At 42.4% G+C, this 25,506-nt stretch carries 29 protein-coding genes; 18 read left to right on the top strand and 11 right to left on the bottom strand.

From position 1 onward, the window contains the following. The first annotated feature begins 48 nt into the window (after nucleotides 1-48). Complete coding sequence (locus VIM89_RS02465; RefSeq protein WP_488154540.1) at nucleotides 49-336, top strand: hypothetical protein; 288 nt, start codon at nucleotides 49-51, stop codon at nucleotides 334-336. Between the two features lie 29 nt (nucleotides 337-365). Here VIM89_RS02465 and VIM89_RS02460 read toward each other — a convergent pair whose 3' ends face one another. Beyond that, complete coding sequence (locus VIM89_RS02460) at nucleotides 366-1,070, bottom strand: hypothetical protein (RefSeq protein WP_488154539.1); 705 nt, start codon at nucleotides 1,068-1,070, stop codon at nucleotides 366-368. A 49-nt stretch (nucleotides 1,071-1,119) separates the two neighbouring features. After that, the gene (hscA, locus tag VIM89_RS02455) at nucleotides 1,120-2,976 is read right to left on the bottom strand and encodes a Fe-S protein assembly chaperone HscA (RefSeq protein ID WP_488154538.1); all 1,857 of its coding nucleotides are present in this window, start codon (nucleotides 2,974-2,976) and stop codon (nucleotides 1,120-1,122) included. A gap of 168 nt (nucleotides 2,977-3,144) precedes the next feature. Between hscA and VIM89_RS02450 the strand changes: the two genes are divergently transcribed. After that, nucleotides 3,145-5,997: a hypothetical protein gene (locus VIM89_RS02450; protein WP_488154537.1), complete on the top strand. Its 2,853-nt coding sequence runs from the start codon at nucleotides 3,145-3,147 to the stop codon at nucleotides 5,995-5,997. Nucleotides 5,998-6,095: 98 nt separating this feature from the next. Here VIM89_RS02450 and VIM89_RS02445 read toward each other — a convergent pair whose 3' ends face one another. The 7 genes from VIM89_RS02445 to VIM89_RS02415 all read right to left on the bottom strand — a co-directional run bounded on the left by VIM89_RS02445 (nucleotide 6,096) and on the right by VIM89_RS02415 (nucleotide 9,669). Beyond that, a complete protein-coding gene (locus tag VIM89_RS02445; RefSeq protein ID WP_488154536.1) occupies nucleotides 6,096-6,842 on the bottom strand; it encodes a copper homeostasis protein CutC in 747 nt (248 codons plus the stop codon). Between the two features lie 55 nt (nucleotides 6,843-6,897). Beyond that, nucleotides 6,898-7,905 (bottom strand): glycosylasparaginase, encoded by a 1,008-nt coding sequence (locus tag VIM89_RS02440; RefSeq protein ID WP_488154535.1) that lies wholly within the window; start codon nucleotides 7,903-7,905, stop codon nucleotides 6,898-6,900. A 42-nt stretch (nucleotides 7,906-7,947) separates the two neighbouring features. Beyond that, the gene (locus tag VIM89_RS02435) at nucleotides 7,948-8,364 is read right to left on the bottom strand and encodes a YciI family protein (RefSeq protein ID WP_488154534.1); all 417 of its coding nucleotides are present in this window, start codon (nucleotides 8,362-8,364) and stop codon (nucleotides 7,948-7,950) included. A 13-nt stretch (nucleotides 8,365-8,377) separates the two neighbouring features. After that, entirely contained in the window at nucleotides 8,378-8,908 is a 531-nt protein-coding gene (locus tag VIM89_RS02430) for a DUF4199 domain-containing protein (RefSeq protein WP_488154533.1), read from the bottom strand. 86 nt (nucleotides 8,909-8,994) lie between these two features. Beyond that, entirely contained in the window at nucleotides 8,995-9,144 is a 150-nt protein-coding gene (locus VIM89_RS02425) for a helix-turn-helix transcriptional regulator (RefSeq protein WP_488154592.1), read from the bottom strand. Between the two features lie 6 nt (nucleotides 9,145-9,150). Beyond that, a complete protein-coding gene (locus tag VIM89_RS02420) occupies nucleotides 9,151-9,393 on the bottom strand; it encodes a hypothetical protein (protein ID WP_488154532.1) in 243 nt (80 codons plus the stop codon). Nucleotides 9,394-9,426: 33 nt separating this feature from the next. Beyond that, nucleotides 9,427-9,669: a putative signal transducing protein gene (locus VIM89_RS02415; protein ID WP_488154531.1), complete on the bottom strand. Its 243-nt coding sequence runs from the start codon at nucleotides 9,667-9,669 to the stop codon at nucleotides 9,427-9,429. Between the two features lie 87 nt (nucleotides 9,670-9,756). On the opposite strand from VIM89_RS02415, the gene VIM89_RS02410 reads away from it, so the two are divergent. The 4 genes from VIM89_RS02410 to VIM89_RS02395 all read left to right on the top strand — a co-directional run bounded on the left by VIM89_RS02410 (nucleotide 9,757) and on the right by VIM89_RS02395 (nucleotide 12,261). After that, nucleotides 9,757-10,707, top strand: coding sequence for a helix-turn-helix transcriptional regulator (locus VIM89_RS02410; RefSeq protein WP_488154530.1), 951 nt, complete (start codon nucleotides 9,757-9,759; stop codon nucleotides 10,705-10,707). A gap of 125 nt (nucleotides 10,708-10,832) precedes the next feature. Next, nucleotides 10,833-11,282: an EVE domain-containing protein gene (locus VIM89_RS02405; protein WP_488154529.1), complete on the top strand. Its 450-nt coding sequence runs from the start codon at nucleotides 10,833-10,835 to the stop codon at nucleotides 11,280-11,282. A gap of 4 nt (nucleotides 11,283-11,286) precedes the next feature. After that, nucleotides 11,287-11,721, top strand: a complete 435-nt coding sequence (locus VIM89_RS02400) for an SRPBCC family protein (protein WP_488154528.1) — start codon at nucleotides 11,287-11,289, stop codon at nucleotides 11,719-11,721. 69 nt (nucleotides 11,722-11,790) lie between these two features. Beyond that, on the top strand, nucleotides 11,791-12,261 hold the full coding sequence (locus VIM89_RS02395; RefSeq protein ID WP_488154527.1) for a GyrI-like domain-containing protein: 471 nt from the start codon (nucleotides 11,791-11,793) through the stop codon (nucleotides 12,259-12,261). Nucleotides 12,262-12,294: 33 nt separating this feature from the next. Here VIM89_RS02395 and VIM89_RS02390 read toward each other — a convergent pair whose 3' ends face one another. After that, entirely contained in the window at nucleotides 12,295-13,632 is a 1,338-nt protein-coding gene (locus tag VIM89_RS02390) for a dihydroorotase (protein WP_488154526.1), read from the bottom strand. 139 nt (nucleotides 13,633-13,771) lie between these two features. On the opposite strand from VIM89_RS02390, the gene VIM89_RS02385 reads away from it, so the two are divergent. The 5 genes from VIM89_RS02385 (at nucleotide 13,772) to VIM89_RS02365 (ending at nucleotide 17,251) form a co-directional block, all read left to right on the top strand. Next, nucleotides 13,772-15,118: a DEAD/DEAH box helicase gene (locus tag VIM89_RS02385; protein WP_488154525.1), complete on the top strand. Its 1,347-nt coding sequence runs from the start codon at nucleotides 13,772-13,774 to the stop codon at nucleotides 15,116-15,118. 268 nt (nucleotides 15,119-15,386) lie between these two features. Continuing rightward, a complete protein-coding gene (locus VIM89_RS02380; RefSeq protein WP_488154524.1) occupies nucleotides 15,387-15,602 on the top strand; it encodes a hypothetical protein in 216 nt (71 codons plus the stop codon). Between the two features lie 4 nt (nucleotides 15,603-15,606). After that, nucleotides 15,607-15,939: a gliding motility protein GldC gene (gldC, locus tag VIM89_RS02375; RefSeq protein WP_488154523.1), complete on the top strand. Its 333-nt coding sequence runs from the start codon at nucleotides 15,607-15,609 to the stop codon at nucleotides 15,937-15,939. Between the two features lie 3 nt (nucleotides 15,940-15,942). Then, entirely contained in the window at nucleotides 15,943-16,380 is a 438-nt protein-coding gene (locus tag VIM89_RS02370; protein ID WP_488154522.1) for a hypothetical protein, read from the top strand. Between the two features lie 43 nt (nucleotides 16,381-16,423). Beyond that, entirely contained in the window at nucleotides 16,424-17,251 is an 828-nt protein-coding gene (locus tag VIM89_RS02365; RefSeq protein WP_488154521.1) for a CheR family methyltransferase, read from the top strand. 217 nt (nucleotides 17,252-17,468) lie between these two features. Here VIM89_RS02365 and VIM89_RS02360 read toward each other — a convergent pair whose 3' ends face one another. Then, complete coding sequence (locus tag VIM89_RS02360) at nucleotides 17,469-17,951, bottom strand: methylated-DNA--[protein]-cysteine S-methyltransferase (protein WP_488154520.1); 483 nt, start codon at nucleotides 17,949-17,951, stop codon at nucleotides 17,469-17,471. Nucleotides 17,952-18,112: 161 nt separating this feature from the next. Between VIM89_RS02360 and VIM89_RS02355 the strand changes: the two genes are divergently transcribed. The 7 genes from VIM89_RS02355 (at nucleotide 18,113) to VIM89_RS02325 (ending at nucleotide 25,411) form a co-directional block, all read left to right on the top strand. Further along, on the top strand, nucleotides 18,113-18,796 hold the full coding sequence (locus VIM89_RS02355; RefSeq protein WP_488154519.1) for a heme exporter protein CcmB: 684 nt from the start codon (nucleotides 18,113-18,115) through the stop codon (nucleotides 18,794-18,796). A gap of 197 nt (nucleotides 18,797-18,993) precedes the next feature. Continuing rightward, nucleotides 18,994-20,217 carry a hypothetical protein gene (locus tag VIM89_RS02350; RefSeq protein ID WP_488154518.1) on the top strand — a complete coding sequence of 408 codons (1,224 nt, stop codon included), beginning with the start codon at nucleotides 18,994-18,996 and terminating at the stop codon, nucleotides 20,215-20,217. Between the two features lie 5 nt (nucleotides 20,218-20,222). Beyond that, nucleotides 20,223-20,648: a QcrA and Rieske domain-containing protein gene (locus VIM89_RS02345; RefSeq protein WP_488154517.1), complete on the top strand. Its 426-nt coding sequence runs from the start codon at nucleotides 20,223-20,225 to the stop codon at nucleotides 20,646-20,648. A gap of 9 nt (nucleotides 20,649-20,657) precedes the next feature. After that, nucleotides 20,658-21,740, top strand: a complete 1,083-nt coding sequence (locus VIM89_RS02340) for an imelysin family protein (RefSeq protein WP_488154516.1) — start codon at nucleotides 20,658-20,660, stop codon at nucleotides 21,738-21,740. Between the two features lie 13 nt (nucleotides 21,741-21,753). Further along, nucleotides 21,754-23,127: a di-heme oxidoreductase family protein gene (locus VIM89_RS02335; RefSeq protein ID WP_488154515.1), complete on the top strand. Its 1,374-nt coding sequence runs from the start codon at nucleotides 21,754-21,756 to the stop codon at nucleotides 23,125-23,127. A gap of 109 nt (nucleotides 23,128-23,236) precedes the next feature. Next, nucleotides 23,237-24,427 carry a carboxypeptidase-like regulatory domain-containing protein gene (locus VIM89_RS02330; RefSeq protein WP_488154514.1) on the top strand — a complete coding sequence of 397 codons (1,191 nt, stop codon included), beginning with the start codon at nucleotides 23,237-23,239 and terminating at the stop codon, nucleotides 24,425-24,427. Between the two features lie 309 nt (nucleotides 24,428-24,736). Beyond that, complete coding sequence (locus VIM89_RS02325; RefSeq protein ID WP_488154513.1) at nucleotides 24,737-25,411, top strand: cytochrome c biogenesis protein; 675 nt, start codon at nucleotides 24,737-24,739, stop codon at nucleotides 25,409-25,411. Nucleotides 25,412-25,506 lie beyond the last annotated feature (95 nt).

Genomic DNA, 25,506 nt, shown 5'->3' with positions numbered 1-25,506 from the left:
CAAAATGCACCATTTGTGGTTGTTAATCAAACAACAATTGATTTAATTATGGATAAGATTAGAAAGTTTGAGTTGATGGAAAAGATTGTCCATGAGTTGGAGGATCTTAAAAACAGTCAGCAGGCCATTATACAAAAGTTAGCCAAAATAGAAGTGGACAACATCGACCTGGGCGATAAGCGCCTGGAGAAAGACCTGCCTGACATGCACCAGCGTGTATCGGATAACCTGGATGCAGTAACCGGAATTCTGGAAGATTTTGCCCAGAAGACAGACCAATATAACAACCAGAACAATATTGCAGGTTTGAAGGAGCAGGAAGCCCTTAACAAGTAAAAGAATATGTAGTCCCCGGAAACGGGGACTTATTTTTTTGCAGCAGCTTTTTCAGCGTCGCGATTATATTTCTTAACGGCTTTATAATACTTTTTCTTTTTTACGTCATTAAGCGCGTCTTGATTTTGTCCTACCATTTTTTCAAGATTTTCCGGGCTGAATTTTTCTATAGGTCCGTTATCTAATTGCAAGCCGGTAATAGCTGACAGGTCAAAATCATTTGAATAAGGCCCGGTAGGCATTAGGTATCCTGCGGTTCTGGCGTACACTGTTAAAGAGCCGCTAATCACTTTAAATGTCCAGCAGCTGTCGTTTGGCGTTCCATATTGTATAGCTCCCCAAGTGTCTTTATCGTCTGTGGATATAGATTTAGTATTATCGGAATATATTTTTTGATATCTGTGAGCCGTGTCTGATTTTGGGAAATTTTTATCTACAAAAACCAGGAAGTTCTTATGCAATACAGTATCGGTATACATCAAAGACACCACTTTTTTTACGGTGCTGTCTTTAAACACGACCGTGTATTTATCACTGCCTGTTCCAGGATTGTTACGCCAATTGGTATTCATCGCCATTCGCATGTTCAGTTGCTGGTTCATTGTCTGCCTGTTTACTTCACGATAAACCTGGTTCATGGTCATACCGCGAGGCTGTGCAAATGATTGCAGGCTCATAAAAATGAGCACAATGCTTACTAAGAAAATCGGGAGTGCTTTAGGTATACTTTTCATGATAAAGATTTAGTTTATCAAATATAATAAAACTAAATCTCTATTTCAATTACTCGATACTTTTGCCCTTCATAGCTGAACTGATCGCCTGGTCCATCAATCGTTCAGCAAATGGACGTGTGAATTCATTTACTGAGTCTACTTTTTTCAGAATAAGGTCTTTGTCACCGCTGGTTAGGGCTTCTTTAAGTTCGTTTACCAGTTTTTGTGTTTCGCTGATCTCGGCAATGGATACATAGTCGGCGTTTTTTTGCAGGAAACGCTCAACAGTGTATACCATTTGTTCACCTTCGGTTCGGGCTTCTATCAGCATTCGCTGGGCTACATCGTCTTTAGCGTGCGTAATGCTGTCCAGCAGCATTTGTTCAACCTGGTCGTCGGTGATACCGTAGGTTGGTTTTACTTCAACCTCCTGTTTAACGCCCGAGCGTAGTTCGATAGCCTGTATTTTTAAAATGCCGTCGGCATTCAGTAAAAAGTTGATATCTACTTTAGGCAGGCCAGCAGGCATAGCTGGAATACCTTTCAGATCGAACTCAGCCAATTTACGATTTTCTTTGATCAGGTCACGCTCGCCCTGGTAAACGGCGATCTTCATATTTACCTGACCATCGATGGATGTGGTATATTGACGCCCTGCTTTGGTAGGTATTTTTGAGTTACGCGGGATGATCACATCCATCAATCCGCCCATGGTTTCAATACCCAAGGACAGTGGCGTAACGTCCAATAACAAAATATCCTTACGGTTACCGGCTAAAATATCCGCCTGAATAGCAGCTCCTAAAGCAACTACTTCATCCGGATTCAGATCATCATGGACCGGCCTTGCGAAGAAATCGGATACCATCTTTTTCACCAAAGCAGTGCGTGTTGATCCGCCTACCATCACCACCTCGTTGATGTCGCCAATATCCAAACCTGCATCTTTTAATGCGTTGTGGCAGCACTGAATGGTTTGTTGAACTTTTGGTAATATCAGTTGTTCAAAGGTGTTACGGTCAATAGTGCACCAGATATCGCCAATCTTTTCATTGAAAAGACTTTGATGAGCGAACGCTTTTTTGGCTTCCTCAGCTTTCAAACGCAGTTTCTGTGCAAGCTCGCGGTTGTTGGCTAATTCGGCTTTATTCAGTTGATTCTTTTCAACCCAGTAATCTACAATAGCACGGTCAAAATCATCACCGCCTAAAAAGGTATCACCATTGGTAGACAATACTTCAAAAATGCCGTTTTGAATTTGTAGGATCGAAACATCAAATGTACCACCGCCAAGATCATAAACCGCAATTGTTTTAGTTTCCTCAGGATTTAAACCGATACCATAAGCTAAACTTGCAGCTGTAGGTTCGTTTACGATACGCAATACATCCAGCCCGGCCAATTTACCTGCATCGCGTGTAGCCTGGCGTTGTGAATCGTTAAAATAAGCTGGTACAGTAATCACAGCACGATTAACCGGAGTTTTCAGGGCATGTTCAGCACGTTCTTTTAATTCTTTTAGTATCAAACCGGAAAGTTCGATAGGGGTATAGAAGCGATCTCCAACCTTGATTTTCACCAGGCTTTCAGTATCGTCGTCTATTACTTTGTAGGAGAAGAAATCCTTATAGTTTTCAATGTCATGATAAGAACGGCCCAATAACCGCTTAACAGAGAAAACAGTATTCTGCGGATCGGTGATCAGGTAATTTTTGGCTTCATTACCTACTGTTATTTCATCCGCATGACCAAAATGCACCACCGATGGCACCAAAACGCCCTTGCCGGTATCATTGATCACCTTCGGATTCTTATCCGGATCGATGAAAGCCACAAGTGAGTTGGTAGTTCCGAGGTCGATGCCTACGATAATATCTTCCTTTTGCAGAGAGCCTGTTGCCAGGTTGATGGAAATTTTAGCCATGGTAGTTCAATAACAATCGGCAAATGTAGGTAGTTTTGGATAACGGAGTGTCTTTTGAATATCTATTTTTCAATTTGCCGTAAACTAAGCACCGCACTTTTGCGTTATTTTCGCGAATTGCCTATATGAGGTAATTCCTATTCAGCCAAAATTCTTACTTTCACTTTGATGTTCATTCTACCCCTGCACCGCGCTCCATTGAAATCAAACTATAAGCTTTTCGTTTTACTGCTACTCGCCACTGCTACTGCCACTGCAACAAAGGCTCAGCAATTCGGTGGTAACCCGCCTTCAATACAATGGAACCAGGTTAACACCAAAGCAGCCAAAGTAATTTATCCCCGTGGATTAGATTCTGCCGCGATGGAAGTGGCTAATATCGTTCAGCAAATGAACAGCACTATTCAGCCAACTATTGGTTTTAAGCAAAAGCAGATCAGCATAGTATTGCAAAATCAAACTACGATTGCAAATGCCTATGTTGGACTGGCGCCTTTCCGCAGTGAGTTTTTCCTGACGCCGGAGCAAAACAGTTTTGACATTGGAAGCTTGCCCTGGCCAAAGCAGTTGGCTATACACGAGTTTAGGCATGTGCAGCAGTATAATAATTTTAATGTAGGCGCTTCAAAAGTAATGCGCATTCTTTTTGGGGAGGGTGGACAGGCTTTGGCTAATGATCTGGCTGTTCCTAATTGGTTTTTTGAGGGCGATGCCGTTTTTAACGAAACCTTAGTAAGCAACCAGGGCAGGGGGCGGCTACCATACTTCTTTAATGGATATCGTGCCATCTGGGCCGATGGCAAGGATTACAGCTACATGAAGTTGCGCAATGGTTCCTATCTTGATTATACGCCCGACTGGTATCCAACAGGCTATATGTTAGTTTCTTATGGTCGTGAAAAATATGGAGATACTTTCTGGAAAAATGTAACACATGATGCCGCGGCTTATCGCGGTGGTTTTTCACCATTGCAAAGGGCCATTAAAAAATATTCAGGCGAGGATTTTAGCCGGTTCAGACAGGATGGATTTGATTTCTTTAAAAAACAGTTCAACAGCGATATAAAGCCTTTGCCGGAAAACTCTGTAGTAAAATCTCAACATTTTGTTGCCGACGAGGAGTACCCGGCTTATATAAATGATACCACGCTCATTTACATGAAAAGCACCTACAATCATTTGCCCGTGTTTGTGATCAAAAGTGGTAATAGACAAAAAAATATTAGCGTTAGAAGCGTTTCGCTTGATAATTATTTTGAATATCACAACGGCAAGGTGGTATATGCTACCTACCGACCCGATCTGCGCTGGACCTATCGTGATTTTAGCGAGTTGGTGGTATTAGATATAAATACCGGAAAAGAAAAACGCATCAGCCATAGCACAAAGTATTTTTCGCCATCATTCAGTCCGGATGGGAAAACTATTGTTGCGGTACAGGTAAACCCTTCGGGGAAAAGTACGATCCATCTTGTCAATTCGACTAATGGAAAGTTAATCAAGGCCTTTGGCAATCCAGAAAAGCTATTTTATACCTATCCAAAGTATTATGGCAGGGATAAACTGATCGCAGCAGTACGTAACCCTGAAGGCAAAATGTCGCTGGCTTTGATTGATATCACAACAGAAAAAATACGTTATCTGCTGCCATTTTCTTATCAGCCAATTGGGTTTATTAATGTTAAAAATGATATTGTTTATTTCAGTGCGACATCGGGTATAAATGACCGTTTATATGCTTTATACATTAACTCGAATAAGTTGTATGAGTTGAAAAATGAGCAAAAGCAAGGTTATATCGGCAATTATCAGCCTGCTGTTTCTGACAAAAAATTTGCCTGGGTTGGGTTTACGGCTGTTGGCTACCAGATCAACGAGTTGGATAAAAAGGATTTGCAATGGGAAGAGATCGGCCCTGCTATCCCCGGAAGCTTATACAATATGGGCATTACTGCTTTGAAGAAAAATCCGGCGTCTGATCTGTTAGCAACCGTAAAACCGGAGCCATTAGAGGTGACCAAATATCCAAAGGCTTATCATTTATTCAATTTTCATAGCCTGATTCCCAATTTGGACGACCCAAATTATCAGCTTGCCATAGTAGGGGAGAATGTGTTAAATACTTTCCAGTCGCAGTTAGCATTCACTTATAATCGTGATGAACAGTACAAAGAGTTTGGGTTTGACGCGGTTTATGGGGCTTTGTTTCCATACTTAAAGGCAGGAGTTGATTATACAATCGATCGTCGAGGGCTGTATCAAGGCAGCAATGTTTACTGGAATGAGACTGATCTGCATGGTGGCCTCGAAGTTCCGCTAAACTTTAGTCAGGGTAAAAATATTACCGGGCTGGATGTGGGCAGCGATCTTTATTATACACAAAACAATTTCCAGGCGCCTTATAGCAGTATTTTGCCTTCGCGCAGTTATTTGTATGTGAGTAACTATGTTACATTCAGCAATCATATCCAACAGGCAAGGCAGAATATTTACCCGCGTTTTGGACAGAGTTTAAGTCTATCTTACAAATCAGCTATCAGCAACTTTACCAATGATCAGTTTTTAGCCGATGCTAACTTATTTTTTCCCGGTCTATCTGTTAATCACAACCTGGTCATAAATGCTGCCTACCAGCAGAAGGATGGTAACAATGGCATCAGTTTTTCCAATGATTTCCCGTTCTCAAGAGGATATTTTGCTGAGAACCTTCACAAGATGGATAAGTTAGGTGCTGATTACCACCTGCCGATAGCTTACCCCGACGCAGGAATAGGTAATACGATATACTTGTTGCGCTTACGGGGCGATCTGTTTTATGATTACACCCGCGCTTCAGATGCCTATTTCAATGGTAGCAGAAACTTCCGGTCGACAGGAGCAGCCGTATTTTTCGATACCCAATGGTTCAACCAGGTATCTATTTCGTTTGGTTTTAGATATAGTTATTTGTTGGATGAAGATGTCTTTGGTTATACAGGGCGGAATAGATTCGAGGTCATTCTGCCAGTAACGTTTTTTTAATGAGTGAACGAATTTAATTAGTGAATTAGTGAATGACTGAATTAGTGAATGTCATAACGTAAAAAAATCACTCATTCGCTAACTCACTCATTCACTCATTATTCCCCATTCGCCAATCGAATGATTTCCCGCACCTTATTCGCATCCGTCATCAAAATACTATACTCATCCAAATGATCACGACTTAGAATGATATGATCATTATGATATTGCATTTGGCTTTTTACCGGACCTCTTGCTGAAGAATGCACCTCTTGGGCTTTGGTATAATGAATTAGATCGGCGACGGTGCTTTCACTTACACCGCTTCCCGGCATAATGATAATTCGTCCTGCGGCTTTTTGTATCAGGTGAGCGATTACATTAGCACCTTCTATGGCTGTGCTTCTACCGCCAGAGGTGAGTATACGCTCGCAACCCATGGCAATAATCTCTTCAAGGGCTTTGTCCATATCATTGCACATATCAAACGCGCGATGGAAGGTAACACCCAGACCTTTATCCGTCGCCAGTTTTACCAGTTCAGAACAACGTTTGGTGTCTATGCTTCCATCCGGGTTCAAAATGCCGATGACGACACCATCGCAGCCAATGTCAATACAATTTTGTACATCAGCTTTCATGATCTCAAATTCCGTATCGGTATATAAAAAATCACCCTCGCGCGGACGGATCAGTACATATAATTTGATATGAAGTGCTTTGCGAGCCAATTTGATCTGCCCATAAGAGGGCGTAGTGCCACCTTCGCCCAGGTTATCACATAGTTCAACACGTATAGCGCCACCTTCCTGTGCTGCAAGGGCGGATGTTAAAGTATTAGCGCAAACTTCTAAATTTATCATAGGTTAGTCCACCATCTGTCATTGCTGGGTACGAAGCAATGACAATTTTTATAAATCAATAAACACTCTTTCCTTTTATCAGCAAATCCTGCTTATCCGTATTGCAAACAGCAAATGAAAAGCCCTCCTGAATAGCATATGCACCGTATTCGCCCTTTTTATTGATAGCAAGAAAGCCTACCTGTATATTTTTAGCAGTCTCAGGTTTCTTTTTGATGATACGGTTAACGGCTTCTTTGCAGGCGTCTTCCGGTGATAATCCCTGGCGCATTAATTCCACAACGAGAAAACTACCTACGTTTCGGATCACTTCTTCACCAACACCAGTTGAGGTGGCGCCGCCAACTTCGTTATCAACATATAGTCCTGCACCGATGATCGGGCTATCGCCCACACGCCCATGCATTTTGAACGCCATGCCGCTGGTGGTACAGGCACCGGATATGTTTCCCTTAGCATCAATGGCCAGCATCCCGATGGTATCATGATTGTATTGATTTCCCGGAGCATGCTGTTTATTTTCAATATTCATTACCGGGCTGTATTTGGCTGTTTTCAGCCATTCTTTCCAGGCTTTTTCAGATTCAGGGGTTAATAGTTTTTCACGTTTAAAGCCCTGCTCTACGGCAAACTGTCTCGCACCGTCGCCAACCAGCATCACATGAGGGGTTTTTTCCATCACCAGGCGGGCTACGGAAATTGGGTGAGCAATATCTTCAATTGCAGCAACCGATCCGCAATTGCCAAATTCATCCATAATGCAGGCATCAAGCGTTACATGTCCGTCACGGTCAGGGTAACCGGCGCGGCCTACGGTATGGTTGTTCATATCCGCTTCAGGAACGCGTACGCCTGCTTCAACAGCATCCAATGACCTTCCACCTTTTTCGAGCACTTTCCAGGCTTCTTTGTTGGCTGCAATGCCAAAATCCCATGTCGATATAACAATTGGCAAAGCGGAAGCAGGGGCCGAAATTAATGTTTTGGCTACTGCAGACTTGGATAAGGCCACAAGCGAGGCGCCTGCAGCAGATACTTGAATAAATTTGCGACGGTTGTACATGTCGCTAATATATAAAGTTTGGATGAGTTTTAACCGAAACGCTTATTGCCCGGCTACATTCATCATCGCCCTTACTTCAACGCTTCCGCCCAACTCAAATACCGGACATTTGTTGGCTATAGCTTTGGCTGCTTCCAGGTTTTCAGCTTTGATGATCAATATGGAGCTCACAAGGTCGTCATCAGATACATAGGGGATAGGTTTTGTTGATTTCTCTTTTCCTGAGATGGTGGCACCTTCATTAGTTGGGCGATAGCCCGCTACCAGGTCGCCGGATTGTGCCAGGTTGCCCATGTATTCCTGCCATTTTTTAATGTTGTTCTGAATCTCTTCGTTGGATGATGGCTTAAAGTTGGTTTTAAATCTTACGATCATTAAGTATTGTGATTTTGTCTTTTCCTGTGCAAATAAAACGGTGCCTGCAAACAGGAATGCGATCAATAGAATGAGTTTTTTCATAATTTATTTAGGGTTATACATTTTTCTTTTTGTTCTGAATAAACGGTGACAGGATAAAGCTGATAGCTGAACCCATTACCAATTGCCCCACAAAGGCCATCATAACCTGGGCAGGAGCTCTAAAGCTTTTTCTAACCTCGGCTAAATGTGCGGCCATTTGACCTTTTGTTTCACCAGCCTCTATCATCTCCCTTTCAGCTGCCTGAACCATATAATCGGTATAACTTGGGTTGAGGACCGTGCAATACAAAAAACTGCATGCTGAGGTTATTATTGCTGTGATCACCGCAATAGTGACGCCTGTTTTCACACCTTGCCAATAGTTAAGTGAATTGCCCTGATTAGTTTTTGCTGCTTTAATGCCCATATAAATACCAATTGCCTGTATAAGGATGGTGAGCAAGCCGGTAATACCGCGTATGCTGGATGGTCGCATGCCCCAGCCCAGCTTGGTATTTATCCAGTCAAAAATGGAGAAGAAAGTCATGGTAAACAGTCCGACGATACATCCGGTGATGAGGCCATACTTTACGGGTGGTTTCATTTTGTGCGCTAGTATTTAGGTGGCAAATCTGGAATAAAGATAGCGATACGGCAACGAAATGGCGGGTGGAGAAAGGGTGGATTTTGCTACTTGTTCAGCCCGATGTAGACTTTTACGGCTTCTTTGCGGTTATTCACACCCAGTTTGCCATAAATGTTGTTGATGTGGGTTTTAATAGTGCTCAGCTCTACAAAATTATCAGATGCAATTTCTTTATTGCTTTTACCATTGACAATCTGTTTTTATATCAGCAATTCTTTTTGGGTAAGATCAGCCAGCAGGTCATCAGTATAAGTTTGATTGGTGGCAGTTTTTTTATTTGAAAGAAATATGCCAACTCCAAGAAAGACAACTGCTACCAAGGCCACATAATATTCGGTTTTAAAATACTTGTAAATGGTAAGCTGACTCGCAATCCACGATAGAATGATCGCGGCTGAAGTGATCAGCCCTATTCTGATAGCTATTTTGTTGGATGCGATCATAAATTTGTTTCAGCAAGATAATGATATCACTGTTTATTCTTCGTCTTCGGGTTCAGCAGTATCATTGATGACCTCATTACTCCGCTCCACGTCTTTAGCAAATACTTTTAATTTAATGCCACCTCCGCCCTGGTTGTAAACAGGGTATAAAACACCCAAACTTTCATCGACTATAAAGGAAGGAATATCATTCGCTTCGAGTTTAGCGCGGATGATCTCAGCTTCCATAATATTGTAATAGGTCTGGAAGGTTACTATTTCATCGTCTTTTTGCATAGCAGGCAGGATTGTTTAAAAATAGGCCCGACGTAAATCTAAAGCCGATTCAAAAATGAGAATTTGTTTTGGTTAATTTGAATAATTATGAACCGCATCGACCGTATATCTGCCATTCTGATCCACCTGCAATCGCGCCGTGTTGTTAAAGCCGGTGACATTGCCGACCGTTTTAATATCAGCCTACGTACTGTTTACCGCGATATAAAAACACTGGAAGAAGCAGGAATACCCCTGATCGGAGAGGCGGGAATTGGTTATTCTATCATGGATGGCTATCGTTTGCCGCCGGTAATGTTTACCCGTGAAGAAGCTACAGCATTTCTGACAGCAGAAAAACTGATGGAGAAGCTGACAGATCCTTCTTCTGATGAGAATTATAAGTCGGCTATGTTTAAAATACGTTCGGTGCTGCGTATGGCTGAGAAGGATTTCCTCGAAAATATTGATGGCCATATCGAGGTTTTGAAAAGCAGGAGGGTAGCACCCGGGGCCAGGCTTGACCTGAACCCATTGCAGATCATCCTGAAGGGAATAGGTGAGCGGCAGGTACTATCCATCCATTATTTCGCTATGCATAACCAGCAGAGAAGCGAAAGATGTATCGAGCCGGTTGGCGTATTTTATCTCGATAACTACTGGCACCTGATAGCCTGGTGCCGGCTACGTGAGGATTACCGCGATTTCAGGCTCGACCGTATCTCCAATATTTCCCTTACCGGCGAGCGTTTCAGAACTCAGCATCCTAACCTCAGTGAATATATCCAGGAGTCGGCAAAGGAAAAGAACATGCAGGCGATAACGATAAGGGTCGAAAAAAAGATATTGCAATACCTGAACGAGCAGAAATATTACAACGGCTTCGTATCCGAAAAAGAGGTAGACGGTATGATGGAAATGACCTTCCTTACAAGCTTTATAGAAGGCTTTGTACGATGGATAATGATGTATGGTGATATGGCTGAGATCGTAAGCCCATGCGAGTTGAAAGAGAAAATACGCGATCTTTCAACTGTTATACTTGAAAGGAACCGATAGGAGAGATCATTATTTGCCCTACGGGACAACCTATCAACCGTTATAAATCTATAATTTACCAAACACACGACATTCCATTTCTCTGCTGACATAGGGCTGTCATTTTGCGGTTCTTTCTTTGTATCATGGAAAGCAAAGAGAGATACTGGATAACGGTTGTATCCAAAGATCATATTAAACGCGGTGTTGCAGGCGGGTTTATGCAAGCTAATCATGGCAAACCAGGAGCATTAAAAAAACTTCATGTAAACGACTGGGTGATATTCTACTCGTCGAAAGTAACTTATGAGGGCGATGAAAAATTACAGGCTTTTACCGCAATAGGGCAGGTGAGTGGGAATGAAGTTTATCAGCATAAAATGTCTGAAAACTTCATCCCGTACCGCAGGGATGTTCACTATTATTCCTGCAAGGAGACGCCGTTTATTCCCCTGATACCACAAATGGAATTTATTAAGGATAAAAGAGCGTGGGGGTATCACTTTCGTTTCGGTTTTTTTGAGATAGGAAAAACTGATTTCGAGCTCATCCGTTCCAAAATGTTAGATAGTAAATTATTAACAATCAATTCATAAAACTATGGGAAATTTAAGCTTAACTACATCTATTGATGTAAATGCGCCGGCCGAGAAAGTTTGGGAGGCACTCACCAATCCAGAGATTGTGAAAAAGTACTTCTTCGGCACTAATGTAAAAACTGACTGGAAAAAAGACAGCCCGATCCTTTGGGAAGGGGAGTGGGAAGGCAAAACCTATCAGGATAAAGGCGTGATACTGGATATTGATCCGGGTAAATCGGTAAAGTATAATTACTGGAGCAGTATGTCAGGTACAGAAGACAAGCCGGAAAACTATCAGGATATTACTTATAATTTGAAAGAGCAAGATGGCAAAACCACTCTAAGCATCACCCAGGATAATATCAGAAATGAGGAATCAAAAAATCATTCGGAGCAAAACTGGCAAGGTGTTTTTGGAAAGATGAAGGAAATGGTAGAGAAAGGTGAAGTTTAAGTTTTAATTTATTTGAGTTTTATAAAAATCTGACTAAAAGTTTTTTATATTGTTATATAACGAATAGTTATGAGTCGAAACGACTCATTTGAGCAAGTAATAAATGCCGGAATCTTTGTTACAGGCATTGCCGTCCGAACCACTAATCAGGACGGCCGATCGCAAACCGACATCGGAAATTTGTGGACAAAATTTATGAGTGCAAATATGGCCGGACAAATCACTGCCCGGTTATCCGATGATATTTATTGCGTATATACGGATTATGAGAACGACCATACGGGCTGGTATACAGCGGTGTTGGGTTGCCGCATAGAAAGTCCGGATGATTCGGATGGTATGTTTACAGCACTAATCCCGAAAGGAAGCTATCGCTTATACAAGCCTTCTGGCAAGTTTCCTGAGTGCGTGACAAATGCATGGAGGGAAATTTGGAAGGACTGTCCTTCTCGTAGTTACATTGCCGATTACGATCTTTACAAGGCCGGAGCCAGTAGTTTTGAGACTACCGAAACAGAGATATATGTTGGGTATATTTGATACGGAGAATTCTTTATTTAAAAGATTCGTTAATTATATCCTATTAAAATTCAATCGAATACCTGATTTACCTTCAATAATACTTCCGTTGCTGTAGGCTAAATTACCGGATACCAGTGTGTGCATTATTTTCGAACGGAAAGTGTCGCCTTCAAACGGGCTCCATCCGCATTTGTATAAGATATTGGATTTGTTCACGTTCCATGGGCTGTTCAAATCAACCAATACCAGGTCAGCCCAATAGCCTTCGCGAACGTATCCCCTTCTATCGATCTGAAAACAGACAGCCACATTGTGTGCCATTTTTTCAGCAACTTGTTCAAGGGTGATCTTACCATGATGGTATAATTCCAGTATGGCTGGCAGGGCATGTTGCACTAACGGTCCGCCGGAAGGAGCCTGCAAATAAGGCTGGGATTTTTCCTCTAATGTATGGGGCGCATGGTCGGTAGCGATCACATCTATTCTACCATCAAGCACAGCTTTCAAAATACCATCACGATCGGCTTCGGTTTTTACTGCTGGGTTCCATTTGATGAAGTTGCCTTTGGTTTCGTAATCCTTATCGGTGAACCATAGGTGATGTACGCAGGCTTCAGCAGTAATGCGTTTATCCTTTAGTGGGATATTATTCGTAAATAGATGCGTTTCCTTTTCTGTCGAGATATGCAAAATGTGCAGACGGGTATTATGTTTCTTCGCCAGTTCAACAGCCATCGATGAAGATAAATAGCAAGCTTCTTCGCTACGGATTTTAGGGTGTAACCTTACCGGAATATCATCGCCCAGCAGTTCTCTGTAATGGGCCAGGTTGGCTTTAATGGTAGCTTCATCTTCACAATGCACCGCTACCAACATCGGAGATTTTGAGAAAATGTTGTCCAGTGTGGTTGGATTGTCCACCAGCATATTGCCTGTTGATGATCCCATGAACACCTTTACCCCGCACACATTTTTGGTATCGGTTTTGAGTACTTCTTCAATGTTATCGTTGGAGGCGCCCATGAAGAACGAATAGTTAGCCAATGAGTTATGAGAGGCTATCTCATATTTTTGTTGAAGTAATTCCTGCGTTAAAGTATTTGGTACCGTATTAGGCATTTCCATAAAACTGGTAATCCCGCCCGCTACTGCTGCCCTCGATTCGGTGCGAATATCCGCCTTGTGAGTTAGCCCCGGTTCACGAAAATGCACCTGGTCATCGATACAACCCGGGAAAAGGTGTAAGCCTTCCGCATTGATAGTTTGGTCGACATGTACATTGATGTTGCTGTCTATCCGTTCTATCAGTCCATCCTTTACTAAAAGATCGCTAACATACTGCTTGTTTTCGTTTACTATTGTGGCTGATTTGATGAGGATAGAAGACATTTTGATTTTAGATTTCGGAGTTACGATTTTAGATTTTGAAAGGCAAATTTCGGAATTAATAATCAGGTGACAAAGCGGTTAAAAGCTTTCAGCTTTTGCCTTTCTGCTTTCACCTCAAAGAAAAACTTATCTTTGCCGCATGGGCGCAACCTTCGAGGATTTTAAATTTAACCGGCAAATACTGAATGCCATTGATGATGCCGGTTATGCCGAACCTACGCCCGTGCAGCAAAAAGCAATTCCACCGATACTGAACGGACAGGATGTAATGGGCATTGCTCAAACAGGTACCGGTAAAACTGCGGCCTATGTGCTACCAATAATCATGCGGTTAAAATATGCGCAGGGCGAGAGTCCGCGTGCATTGATTGTTGCTCCAACCCGTGAGCTAGCGATGCAGATCAAAGAAAACGTAAAAGCTTTTGCCAAATATACCGATCTTCGGGTGGTGACACTTTATGGCGGACTTGGCCCTAAAACGCAGATAGAACAGGTAAGCAAGGGTGTAGATATAATCGTAGCAACCCCTGGCAGGTTTATGGATATTTACCTTGCTGGTCATTTAGTGATGAAACAGTTGCAGGTATTGGTACTGGACGAGGCGGATAAGATGATGGATATGGGCTTTATGCCGCAGATCAACCGAATATTGGAGATAGTGCCCCGCAAACGGCAAAACCTGCTTTTTTCGGCAACAATGTCAGACAAAGTGCATCAACTGTCATCCAATTTCCTGGAATATCCGACGGTAATTGAAGTTACTCCGCAGGCTACCCCGGCACAGACGGTTGAGCAACGATTGTATTTTGTGCCGAACGTTAAGACCAAGATCAATCTTTTAAAATATTTGCTGGATAATACTGATGATATTAAAAAGCTGATGCTTTTCTGCAAAACACGTACGGTTGCCGAAGATGTTTATAAATTCCTGGCAAGAAAATACAATGAGCAAGAGATAAGGGTGCTTCATGCCAACAAGGGACAGAATACCCGTATCAACTCGATGAACGCCTTCAAGAATGATGAGGTGAAGATACTGGTATCAACGGATGTGGCAGCCCGTGGGATCGATGTGAATGATGTAAGTCACGTAATCAACTTCGACGTGCCTTTTGTGACCGAGGATTATGTGCACCGTATCGGTCGCACCGGAAGGGCTTTGCAATTAGGAGAGGCTATCACTTTTTGTACCCCTGCTGAGGAATATTATTTGCGTAAGATAGAAAAGCTGATCAGGCAAAATATCCCTGTGTTTGATGTTCCGGCTGATGTGTTTATTGAGCAAACTTCATTTGAAGAGCGGCAGGAACAGGCACGTGAGATCGATCTGCAAAAACGAAAAGAAAATCCGGAATTTAAAGGGGCTTTCCACGAAAAGAAAACGCTCAATCAGCGTAAGAAATTTGATGCTGCTAAAGCGAAGGCTAATCCAAATTCAAAAACAGCCAAGGAACGGGCTAAGAAACCATTTAGAAAGAAACGCTGATTGGAGCTGAAAGGTAAAAGGATAAAGATCAAAGCATCGAAAAATATAAAACTATGTCATTTCGACGAACAGAAGGGGATAAGCGTGGGGTGAGGAGAAAACTTATACGATATGCATGTGCGGTGTGTCAGTTGCAGAAGATTTCTCTTCGCCCTAATTCACATCCCTTGTAGCTCATCGAAATGACATAGGTGATTTTATCAGGTTAGATTATAAAATGAAATTCAGAATAACACCTTTAAATTTTGCAACCGCATTTTTTCTATTCATGGCAGTATACGTATTCATTTATGGCGCCAAAATAACGGGCAGCAAATATGAGCACTGGAGTGGTACCATCACCCTGATATTTTTGCTGTTTGCTTTTGTAGTGTCATTTCTCGATCTGATGCTCCGTAATTTCTTTCCCAAAACCAAAAGTTTATGGATAGTAGAGATAAGCTTTATAACTTTGGCAACTATTATATTTTTATTGGTTAAATAACAAAATGAAGAAAGCTGAAATAAAACTGACCATAGACCTTGATGATAACAACGTTCCTGAAAACATTACCTGGGAATCGACTGACGCACAAAACAAAGAGGCGCTACCAGTAAAATCGATCATGTTGTCGCTTTGGGATCACAATTATAAAAATACCCTCCGCATCGATCTTTGGACTAAAGATATGCCTGTTGACGAAATGAAACGCTTTTTCTACGAGACGCTTCAAACTATGGGCGACAGCTTTTTGCGTGCTACCGGCGAAAAGAATATCGTAGAAGATCTGCGCGACTACTGCGCCCACTTTGCCGATAAAATGGAAATCACTCAAAAGTAAACTATGAAGCTCAGATCATTCCTGGCTTTTGCCGGCTTTGTTATGCTTATTGCAGCTACCTACTGCCCATTGTTCCGGCCGTTTGGTGTTACAACCTGGGATATGTACGACGCAAACAAACCTTATGGCATTGTAGTATTACTAATAGCAGTGGTCGGCATAATAGGGGTGGTGTTTATGCAAAGCAGCATTGCGCGTATGGCTGCATGGTTGTCGGCAATATTAGTAGTGCTATTTTATATATTGGCGTTATTAAAGATTCATACCTCGTTCACTTTTATACCATTCCATGCTATATCCCGGTTCCTGGCTAAACAGATCAGGTTCAAATGGGGATGGTGGCTGTTGGTGGCAGGACCAGTATTATCATTAACAGGAGCTTTGCGCGATAAGCCCCGCTATAAAGTGCCAGAACAACCTGAGGCGGTGACCCAAAACTAAAGAGATCTATGGTAAAGTTATTTGTGGAAACCCATTTCGAGTTATGACTACTTTACCAGGAATGCTGTCAGACCAGGAACTTCAGGAATTGGTTGAACTTATAAAACAAACACACGGGTTTGATTTTTCTAATTACTCTAAAGCATCGCTCAAACGCAGGCTCTCCAGGATCATCACTTTAAAAAAAACCGGCTTTAACGGGCTAAAGGATGCGCTCACCAGCAATCCTGATTTTTTCCGGTGGTTTTTAAACGAGGTGACTGTGAACGTGACCGAGATGTTCCGCGATCCGTCTTTTTATAATGCATTAAATTCTCTGGTCGTTCCTTATCTGTCCAAATTCAAAAATGTCAGGGTGTGGAGTGCGGGCTGCTCATCCGGAGAGGAGGTTTACTCGCTGGCCATATTGCTGAATGAAGCCAAACTAAAAGCCGATCCTTTTATTTATGGGACTGATATCAATACAGCCATGATAGAGGAAGCACAAAAAGGTATTTACAGCATGCGCAAAATAAAAAGCTATGCTGAAAATTATAAGTCGTGCGAGTTGCCGGGTGAATTGACTGATCATTTTAACGTGATGAATGATGTGGCTAGCATCAAAAACGAATTCAAACAGAATACTCTTTTTTCTACACACAACCTGGTAACAAATGACGTTTTTAATGAGTTCCAGATGATAAGCTGCCGCAATGTATTTATTTATTTTGAGACGGAATTGCAGGAGAAGATATTGGGGCTATTTTATAAAAGTTTATGTCCAAATGGCTTTTTGTGTCTGGGGAGTAAGGAGACGATCCGATTTCCTGAGTATAAGAATAAGTTTAAGGTGGTTAGTCAGAGGGAGAATATTTATCAGAAGGTTGGGTAAATAACAGGTGGTTTAACAAATCGCAGAGTCTACTCACCCCGACAACGCTACGCTGGTCGACCCTCTCTATGGCAAGCCATAAAGAGGGTGAAAAATAAAAAACAAAAGATCCCCTCTTTACCGCTCGCGGTAGAGAGGGTGGTCGAGCGAAGCAATGACCGGGTGAGTCAACACGGTATTTGCTAACGGAGCGGGTTTATACAACAACCACGTAACTCTAAAACAACGACGTCTGCCCCGAACCCATCACCCTTGCTTCATGTTCCAATAACCATTTCTTTCGCCACATACCTCCTGCGTAACCGGTAAGACTTCCGTCTGAACCAATCACTCTATGACAAGGCACTATTATAGCCAGGTGATTCTTCCCATTGGCAGATGCAATCGCGCGGATAGCCAATGGATTCTTCATTAACTTTGACTGCTGCAAATAGCTGATGGTTTTGCCATAGCCGATGCCAAGCAGACACTGCCAAACATCCTGCTGAAAACCTGAGCCTGCCTGCCGGAATGGAAAATCAAACTCCTTACGTTTTCCCGCAAAATATTCATCCAACTGCTCAACTGCCATTTTTAATACTGAAGTAGATGGCTCATCCGGTTCAGCAGCCTCATCCATAAAATGTACGGACGTCACAAATTCCTCATCTTCTGTAATGCGGAGTATCCCGACAGGAGAGTTATAATAGGTAATTGGCATGTGGTAAAAGTATTAAAAGGAAGCTGAAAGCTAAAAGTCTAAAGCTAAAAGCTGATCAGCAAAATGTAAAACAGGAGTCTTTTGTGCTTTTAGCTTATTGTATGAAGCTTTCTGCTTTCACCTTTCTGCTTTAAGCTTAACAAACCTATCTTTGCACCAAAATGGAACTGTTCGATCAAACCCTCAATCTCATCAAAAAGGAAATACTGCTGGAGTGGCGCTCCAGGTATGCCTTTAACGGGGTTTTGCTTTACGTAGCGTCGACGGTATTTGTTTGTTACATCTCATTTCACCTGAGTGGTGGTTTTGAGGGCAGCCAGGGGTATCCCATTGTCTGGAACGTGCTGTTCTGGATCATCATGCTTTTTGCTTCGGTAAATGCCATTGCCAAAAGTTTTATACAAGAAAGTAAAAACCGGTTGCTCTACTACTACACTATTGCCAGTCCGCAGGCTATTATCCTTTCAAAAACCATTTATAATATTCTGCTGATGTCATTGCTGAGTATATTGGCATTGATAGTTTACATGATATTCTTCACCAATACCATCGGCGATCTGCTTTTTTATTTCTTATCAGTGCTGTTGGGCAGTATTAGCTTTTCCACAGTTTTTACAATGATATCGGCCATTGCTTCCAAAGCCGGCAATAATGGCACCCTGATGGCTATTTTAAGTTTCCCGGTTATCATTCCGGTTATCCTTCAATTAATCCATCTCAGCAAAAATGCCATGGACGGGTTGGATCGTAGTCTGAGCTATGGCAACATGGGTGTATTGGGCGCCATCAATGTGATCGTAATCGCCACTTCATTGCTGCTGTTTCCTTATTTGTGGCGTGATTAGTTGATTGAGTTGGATTAGGTTGATTAAGTTAGATTAAGTCCAACCAATACAACAACTTCAACCTTTACAACCTCTCCAACCAACCCCAACCACTTACTTAATCAACCATTTAACTCAATCAACCAAACTTTTTTAATCTTTATTTGGATTAAGTCTAAATAAGATATTACTTTTGCGGCACACAACAACTTGAACTGATGAAAAAATATACGTTTACTTTACTTATACTTCTTAGCTTTTTTTCGACACAATTATTTGCCCAGCAGAAGCCTCTAACTACTTCAGAAGATTCTTTGAATAATAACTTATCCAAGAGTTCTACTTCAATAGGCGGTTACGGCAATGCTTTTTATCAGCGCAATTCCAGAACTCAGACATCCAACCTCGATCTGGAGCGTTTTGTGCTTTTTACCGGGCATAAGTTCAATGATAAAATATCAGTTTTTTCAGAACTGGAAGTTGAAGATGCGAAAGTAACCGGCGGTGAATCAGGCGGTGAAGTAGCTATCGAGCAAGCATACTTAAAGTTCAACCTGAATGCTAATCAATACATCGTTGCTGGTTTATTCTTACCGCGCATAGGCATTCTGAATGAAAACCACCTGCCAAACACTTTTAATGGTAACGAACGTAACTATGTAGAGACTTTCATTATCCCGTCTACCTGGAGAGAACTGGGTGTGGGGCTATATGGAAGCCTTAGTAATCTGCCGATAAATTATTCTGTTGGCCTGGTGAATGGTCTTAGTTCCGAAATGTTCGATCATGGTACCGGTATCCGCGACGGCCGTTTTGAGGGTCGCAACGCAACCGGAAATAACCTGGCCGTTACTGCGGCACTACAATTTTACCAGGGTGATTTTAAAGCACAAATATCAGGTTATTATGGAGGAACAGTGGGCGTCAGCAAACGTAAGGCTGATAGCCTCGGATTGCAGTCAGGTACTTTTGGTACGCCAATCGCTTTAGGCGAAGCTGATGTTCAATATGCTAGAAATGGATTTTCAGTAAGAGTTTTAGGTACAATCGTATCTATTCCTGATGCAGACAAGATCAACAGGGCTTATGCCAACAACACTCCCAAAACAGAATACGGCGCTTATGCCGAAGTTGGGTATGACCTGATGCACCTGACCGGGGCGCAAAAAGATAAACAACTGATCGTGTTTGTGCGCGATGAGAAATTGAATATGAACGCAAGTATTCCATCAAACGGCGTTACAGATGGTACGCTTAATCAAAATTATGTAGTTGCAGGGTTAACCTATCTGCCAATCCGTAACGTAGCTATAAAAGGCGATGTTCGTATTGCGCATACAGGCAATCAGAACCCCGACCTGATCATCAACCCAAATCCTGTTGCTCAGCCATATCAGCCAAATTATAACCTGGTTAACCTGGGCGTAGCATTTTCATTTTAAAAGCCATGGATAGAAGAAGCTTTGTAAAACAATCATGTACCATGTGCCTGGCTGTAGGGGCAGGTTTGGTAGCTGCAAGCGCATTATCGTCATGCGCCGCATTGCCGGTTTATAAAACCACAATGGCCAATAATAGGGTGACGGTACCGGTATCCTTGTTCGCGCAAACTGATTTCCAGGTTATCCAACCTAAAGATTTGTTCTACAACATCGGCTTAAGAAAAGAAAAAGACGGTACATATACAGCTTTATTGCTCAGATGCACCCATGCCGATAATCAGTTAATCGCGACAGGAAACGGATTCAAGTGCAACCTGCATGGCAGCGCTTTCGACAAGGAAGGACAGGTAACTCAGGGCCCGGCAGAACGGTCATTAAAGAAGTATCAGACAGAAATTATATCCGATCAAATCATCATCCATCTAAGTTAACATCTACCTATGAAAACTAAATTTATACTTACTCTTAGTGTAATTGGACTAACGATAGCAGGCTGCAGCAAAAGCAACGATAGCACTAAGACCGACACTTCTACGCAAACAACATTGGAGCAAGGTATTCTGGCCGACTTTGCAGCTAACCTCGCTAATCCAAACTACCAGGATATACAGGCAAAAGCACAGGTAATGAACAGTGCTATCACCACTTTTAATGCTACTCCAACAGACGCTAACCTGGAAGCTGTACGTACAGCATGGAAAAACACCCGTGCTGCATGGGAGTCATGCGAAGGCTTTCTGTTTGGCCCGGTTGAAGACTATAACTACGATCCAACAATGGACGACTGGCCGGTAAACAAAACCGATCTTGATGCAGTACTTGCCAGCAGCAGTAATTTGACGGTATCAGATATAGATCAGTTAGGTACAACTTTAAAAGGTTTCCATGCCATCGAGTATGTTATTTTCGGTGTTGGTGGTACGCAAAAAGCCGCTAACGTTTCTGCCCGCGATAAAGTTTACCTGGCATCGTTAGGCGAAAGTCTCCTTAATACGACAACTCAACTGCGTAATAGCTGGGACCCGGCATCTGGTAATTATACTACACAGGTTGTTACTGCAGGTAAGGGAAGTACCACATTTACAACTCGCCAGTCGGTTTTCCTTGCATTGGTAGGTTCTATGGCTGATATCTGCAACGAGGTAGCCAACGAGAAAATGCAAAATCCGCTTACCGCACAGGACTCAACACTGGATGAGTCGCAGTTCTCACATAACTCAGTAACCGATTTCAAAAATAACATTACAGGTGTATTAAATGCTTATAAATGCCAATATCCCGGAGCAGCATCAGGTCATAGCCTGAGTGAGTTGGTAGCTTCTAAGAATGCATCGCTTGATCTTAAAATACAATCCCAGATCAATACAGCTATTGCATCGTTCATTGCAATTACTACCACCTACGAAAAAGCTATATATACTCAGAAAAACCAGATCAAGACAGTTCAGACTGCTATTAATACATTAAAAGCCACCATTGAAGGCGATCTGGAAACTTTCGTGCAAACGAACATTAAAGATTAACTAAGCAGTATCGGTGAAAAAAATACAAATAATAGGTTTATTAACGCTGGTGATATTTGCATTGGCCAAATGCCAGAAGTCAGCCCAGTTTCCTGCAGAACAATACGACAATCAGCTTTCAGGGGGAAGCGCAACAGCATTTGATGCTACATCAAAGGCATTTGGAAATGCACTTGAAAATATGAGCGCTTATGACGAACATGTGCACGAGGTGGGCGATCTGATCTTCAGCCAATCTTTTGTTACCGCACCTGCTCCTATACACAGCGGTTTAGGGCCTGTTTTTAATAATACTTCCTGTTCGTCCTGTCATCATAACGACGGTATTGGTGTACCTACGGTTGGTGATGCACAGTCGTCATTACTGATGCGTATCAGCTTGCCCGGCACAGATGCCAATGGCGGTCCGGTTGCTGTACCTGGGTATGGACTGCAGGTACAGGACAAAGCAGCTTTCGGAATACAGCCCGAAGCCAAAATAAATATCAACTATACTTATCAGACCTATTCATTTGATGATGGCGAAACTTACGAGCTGAGAACACCGACTTATACATTGACTAACCTGTATACACCAATATCCGGCACGTACCTTCTTTCACCACGATTGGCTCCGCCGATGATCGGTTTGGGTTTACTGGAAGCAGTTCCTGAAAGTGAAATTGTTGCCAATGCCGATCCAAATGATGCTAATGGCGATGGCATTGCCGGAAAAGCAAACTATGTGTATGACGTTACCACAAAGAAAGTACAACTGGGACGTTTTGGCTGGAAGGCGAATACAGCGTCTATCCTCACTCAGGTGGCTACAGCCTTTAACCAGGACATGGGATTAACCAGCAGTATATTACCTGTTGAAAGCAGTTATGGGCAAAGCCAATATGATAATCTGCATGATGACCCTGAACTGCCGGATACTACATTGAATGCTGTGAAGTTTTATGCACAAACTTTAGCTGTACCCGCGCGCCGGAATGTGACTGATGCTACCATAAAAAGAGGAGAGCAGTTATTTATTTTAGGTAAATGCGCCAACTGCCATAAACAGACACTTACCACGGGTGTAAATGTGGCGTTCCCTGCCTTATCGAACCAGGTGATACATCCTTATACCGATATGCTGGTGCACAATATGGGTGCAGGCTTGGCCGATAACCGTCCTGACTTTAAAGCAGATGGTCAGTCGTGGCGTACAGCTCCGCTTTGGGGTTTAGGATTATACCAGGTGGTAAACAATCCGGGATATTACCTGCACGATGGCCGGGCGCGTACTATAGTGGAAGCTATTATGTGGCATGACGGTGAAGCCGCTGCATCAAAGGCTTATTTTTCGCATCTGTCAAAAACCGACAGGGATGCGGTTTTAAAGTTCCTGAACTCGCTTTAAGAGATTAGAACAGCATTAAAATCGGGAGCCTAAAATGCTCTTTTCATAAATAATTCATAATAATTGCCTTAATTAGCATATTAAAACTAATTAGGGTAATTATTGCGAAATGCACTTCAGGAACCTTATTCTACTTCTGCTTTTTTGTCCCTTTGTCGCTTTTTCACAAATTACAATTTCGGGTAAAGTCACCACTACCGAATCGCATACAGGCATCGGTAAGGTAAGCGTTTTTCTGAGCAACTCATCCTACGGCACAGTAACTGCTGAAGATGGTTCCTTCAAACTGGTGAATGTTAAGCCCGGGCAATATGATCTGATCGCTTCCTCAGTCGGCTACCAGGATTTTAGCAAAACAATATTGGTAGGCAGTGACCCTATCAATATTGATATTCCTTTAGCTACTAAAGTAAACCAGTTGCGGGGCGTAGTGATCACTACAAATGCTAATTGGAAGAAAAATTACGAGGAATTTAAAAAGGCATTTATCGGCACAACGGAAAATGCGAAAAGCTGTTTTGTAGAGAATCCGCATGTAGTTAACCTTGTCAACAGCGCACGCAGGCATACGCTGGAGGGCTGGTCCGACGATTTCTTCATCATGGACAATAGGGCACTTGGTTATCGGGTGAAATTCCTGATCGACACCTTCGCCAATAATGGTATTACAGGTATCATATCATGGCAGGGAAAAGCCGTTTTTGAAGAACTGCCTGGAAGCGCCGAGCAAAAGAAGGCATGGAAATTGAAGCGACAGGAAACTTATTATGGCTCGTCGCGCGATTTTTATAAATCGTTATACCAGGGAACGCTGGAAAAGGAGGGCTTTATCATCAGAAGGCTTCACCGCGAGCTAAACCCTGATCGCCCGCAAGAGGGTGTAATTCTTCAAAAATTGAAATATTTCCGCGACATCCACCCAAGCCGTGATTCATTTAATTATTGGGTGGTAAAAGAGAATCTATCAAAATATTTTCACGAGAGCTTAAGTCCCGGTTCGCTGGAACCCAACCAGATATTTGCCCGGACAGATAAGCCCGGCCTGTTTGTGATCAGTTTTACAGATTGTCTTTATGTAATCTATACCAAACGCCGTGAAGAACAGGATTTCAAAGACCTGTACCGCCCCCTGGATATGCCGAACTACGAGATCAGTGTCCTTACCCTTAGCGAACCATATGCTGTTTTTGATATGAATGGTGTTGTCTTTAATGGGGCACCGCTCAATGAAGGTACATGGTCGAAAGCTAAACTGGCGGAGCTATTGCCCTACGACTACTCTCCGGAGACGGATAAGTAATTTGCCAATTTCTAATATTGAAAATTTATTCGTTAGAAAAATCGCTTTGATAGGAAGGCACCTGCGGAGGCATGATCGATTGTTATGTTTTCTATAAACAGGAAGCTCCTCCGGAGCTGGATGCGAACAGATAATGGACTCCATAGGAGTCGCCTGTTTATAGCATTTACAAATAAAGTAATTTGGCTCCAGCGGAGCCTCCTATCGCCGATATGATTTTAAAGCGATTTTTTTCCCATAGTCAAAACCTTTCACCTTTATCCTTTCACCTTTCACCCTAACAACGTACATTTGCTGCATAATTCCAATATGAAATTTATTTATCAAACGTGGTGGAAAGTACTGGCCGTTTTGTTGATCTTTTCAACGCTTATAACCGGTCTTCTTTTACCTGTTCCCCGCTTACCTATTCTGCACGAAACCATACGTAATCTTTATTTTCACGTTCCGATGTGGATGGGCATGCTTTCGGTGTTTGTTATATCCGTTTATTTCAGTATTAAATATCTTAATACCGGCAAAGAAGAGTATGATCTTGCTGCTGTAGAGTGTGTGAATGTCGGGCTTGTGTTTTTTACGCTTGGTTTAATTACCGGAATGCTATGGGCTAAATATGCCTGGGGCGAGTTCTGGAGTGGTGATCCCAAACAAAACAGCGCGGCCATTGCCTTTTTATTATATTGCGCTTACCTGGTATTGCGTAATGCGATCGATGAGGAACAAAAACGAGGCAAAATAGCGGCTATCTACAATATTTTTGCATTTCCTATTATGATTGTGCTGATATTCGTATTACCGAGGATGACTGATTCATTGCATCCGGGTAGTGGCGGTAACCCTGCATTTGGTAAATACGACTTGGATAGCAGGATGAAAATAGCCTTTTACCCCGCTATGTTAGGCTGGAGTTTATTAGCGGTTTGGATCGCAACTATCCGTTACCGCATCCGTTTAATTGAATATAAAAGAAATAGTATAGATTAAGCTTCAACTAAACCCTTTTCAAAACTGAGGGGTGGGTGAGGTTCAAAACTAATTTACCTTAATGAAAAGATTTTTTGCTTTATTCTGCCTGATCC

The organism is Mucilaginibacter sp. (assembly GCF_036568825.1).
Classification (GTDB): domain Bacteria; phylum Bacteroidota; class Bacteroidia; order Sphingobacteriales; family Sphingobacteriaceae; genus Mucilaginibacter.
Note: the sequence above shows the minus strand (reverse complement) of the source record. Positions and strands in the feature narration are given on the sequence as shown.

Bases quoted from the DNA above. Each gene is read 5' to 3' on its own strand.
- VIM89_RS02465 (WP_488154540.1), top strand. From the start codon at position 49: ATGGATAAGATTAGAAAGTTTGAGTTGATGGAAAAGATTGTCCATGAG.
- VIM89_RS02460 (WP_488154539.1), bottom strand. From the start codon at position 1,070: ATGAAAAGTATACCTAAAGCACTCCCGATTTTCTTAGTAAGCATTGTG.
- hscA (WP_488154538.1), bottom strand. From the start codon at position 2,976: ATGGCTAAAATTTCCATCAACCTGGCAACAGGCTCTCTGCAAAAGGAA.
- VIM89_RS02450 (WP_488154537.1), top strand. From the start codon at position 3,145: ATGTTCATTCTACCCCTGCACCGCGCTCCATTGAAATCAAACTATAAG.
- VIM89_RS02445 (WP_488154536.1), bottom strand. From the start codon at position 6,842: ATGATAAATTTAGAAGTTTGCGCTAATACTTTAACATCCGCCCTTGCA.
- VIM89_RS02440 (WP_488154535.1), bottom strand. From the start codon at position 7,905: ATGTACAACCGTCGCAAATTTATTCAAGTATCTGCTGCAGGCGCCTCG.
- VIM89_RS02435 (WP_488154534.1), bottom strand. From the start codon at position 8,364: ATGAAAAAACTCATTCTATTGATCGCATTCCTGTTTGCAGGCACCGTT.
- VIM89_RS02430 (WP_488154533.1), bottom strand. From the start codon at position 8,908: ATGAAACCACCCGTAAAGTATGGCCTCATCACCGGATGTATCGTCGGA.
- VIM89_RS02420 (WP_488154532.1), bottom strand. From the start codon at position 9,393: ATGATCGCATCCAACAAAATAGCTATCAGAATAGGGCTGATCACTTCA.
- VIM89_RS02415 (WP_488154531.1), bottom strand. From the start codon at position 9,669: ATGCAAAAAGACGATGAAATAGTAACCTTCCAGACCTATTACAATATT.
- VIM89_RS02410 (WP_488154530.1), top strand. From the start codon at position 9,757: ATGAACCGCATCGACCGTATATCTGCCATTCTGATCCACCTGCAATCG.
- VIM89_RS02405 (WP_488154529.1), top strand. From the start codon at position 10,833: ATGGAAAGCAAAGAGAGATACTGGATAACGGTTGTATCCAAAGATCAT.
- VIM89_RS02400 (WP_488154528.1), top strand. From the start codon at position 11,287: ATGGGAAATTTAAGCTTAACTACATCTATTGATGTAAATGCGCCGGCC.
- VIM89_RS02395 (WP_488154527.1), top strand. From the start codon at position 11,791: ATGAGTCGAAACGACTCATTTGAGCAAGTAATAAATGCCGGAATCTTT.
- VIM89_RS02390 (WP_488154526.1), bottom strand. From the start codon at position 13,632: ATGTCTTCTATCCTCATCAAATCAGCCACAATAGTAAACGAAAACAAG.
- VIM89_RS02385 (WP_488154525.1), top strand. From the start codon at position 13,772: ATGGGCGCAACCTTCGAGGATTTTAAATTTAACCGGCAAATACTGAAT.
- VIM89_RS02380 (WP_488154524.1), top strand. From the start codon at position 15,387: ATGGCAGTATACGTATTCATTTATGGCGCCAAAATAACGGGCAGCAAA.
- gldC (WP_488154523.1), top strand. From the start codon at position 15,607: ATGAAGAAAGCTGAAATAAAACTGACCATAGACCTTGATGATAACAAC.
- VIM89_RS02370 (WP_488154522.1), top strand. From the start codon at position 15,943: ATGAAGCTCAGATCATTCCTGGCTTTTGCCGGCTTTGTTATGCTTATT.
- VIM89_RS02365 (WP_488154521.1), top strand. From the start codon at position 16,424: ATGACTACTTTACCAGGAATGCTGTCAGACCAGGAACTTCAGGAATTG.
- VIM89_RS02360 (WP_488154520.1), bottom strand. From the start codon at position 17,951: ATGCCAATTACCTATTATAACTCTCCTGTCGGGATACTCCGCATTACA.
- VIM89_RS02355 (WP_488154519.1), top strand. From the start codon at position 18,113: ATGGAACTGTTCGATCAAACCCTCAATCTCATCAAAAAGGAAATACTG.
- VIM89_RS02350 (WP_488154518.1), top strand. From the start codon at position 18,994: ATGAAAAAATATACGTTTACTTTACTTATACTTCTTAGCTTTTTTTCG.
- VIM89_RS02345 (WP_488154517.1), top strand. From the start codon at position 20,223: ATGGATAGAAGAAGCTTTGTAAAACAATCATGTACCATGTGCCTGGCT.
- VIM89_RS02340 (WP_488154516.1), top strand. From the start codon at position 20,658: ATGAAAACTAAATTTATACTTACTCTTAGTGTAATTGGACTAACGATA.
- VIM89_RS02330 (WP_488154514.1), top strand. From the start codon at position 23,237: ATGCACTTCAGGAACCTTATTCTACTTCTGCTTTTTTGTCCCTTTGTC.
- VIM89_RS02325 (WP_488154513.1), top strand. From the start codon at position 24,737: ATGAAATTTATTTATCAAACGTGGTGGAAAGTACTGGCCGTTTTGTTG.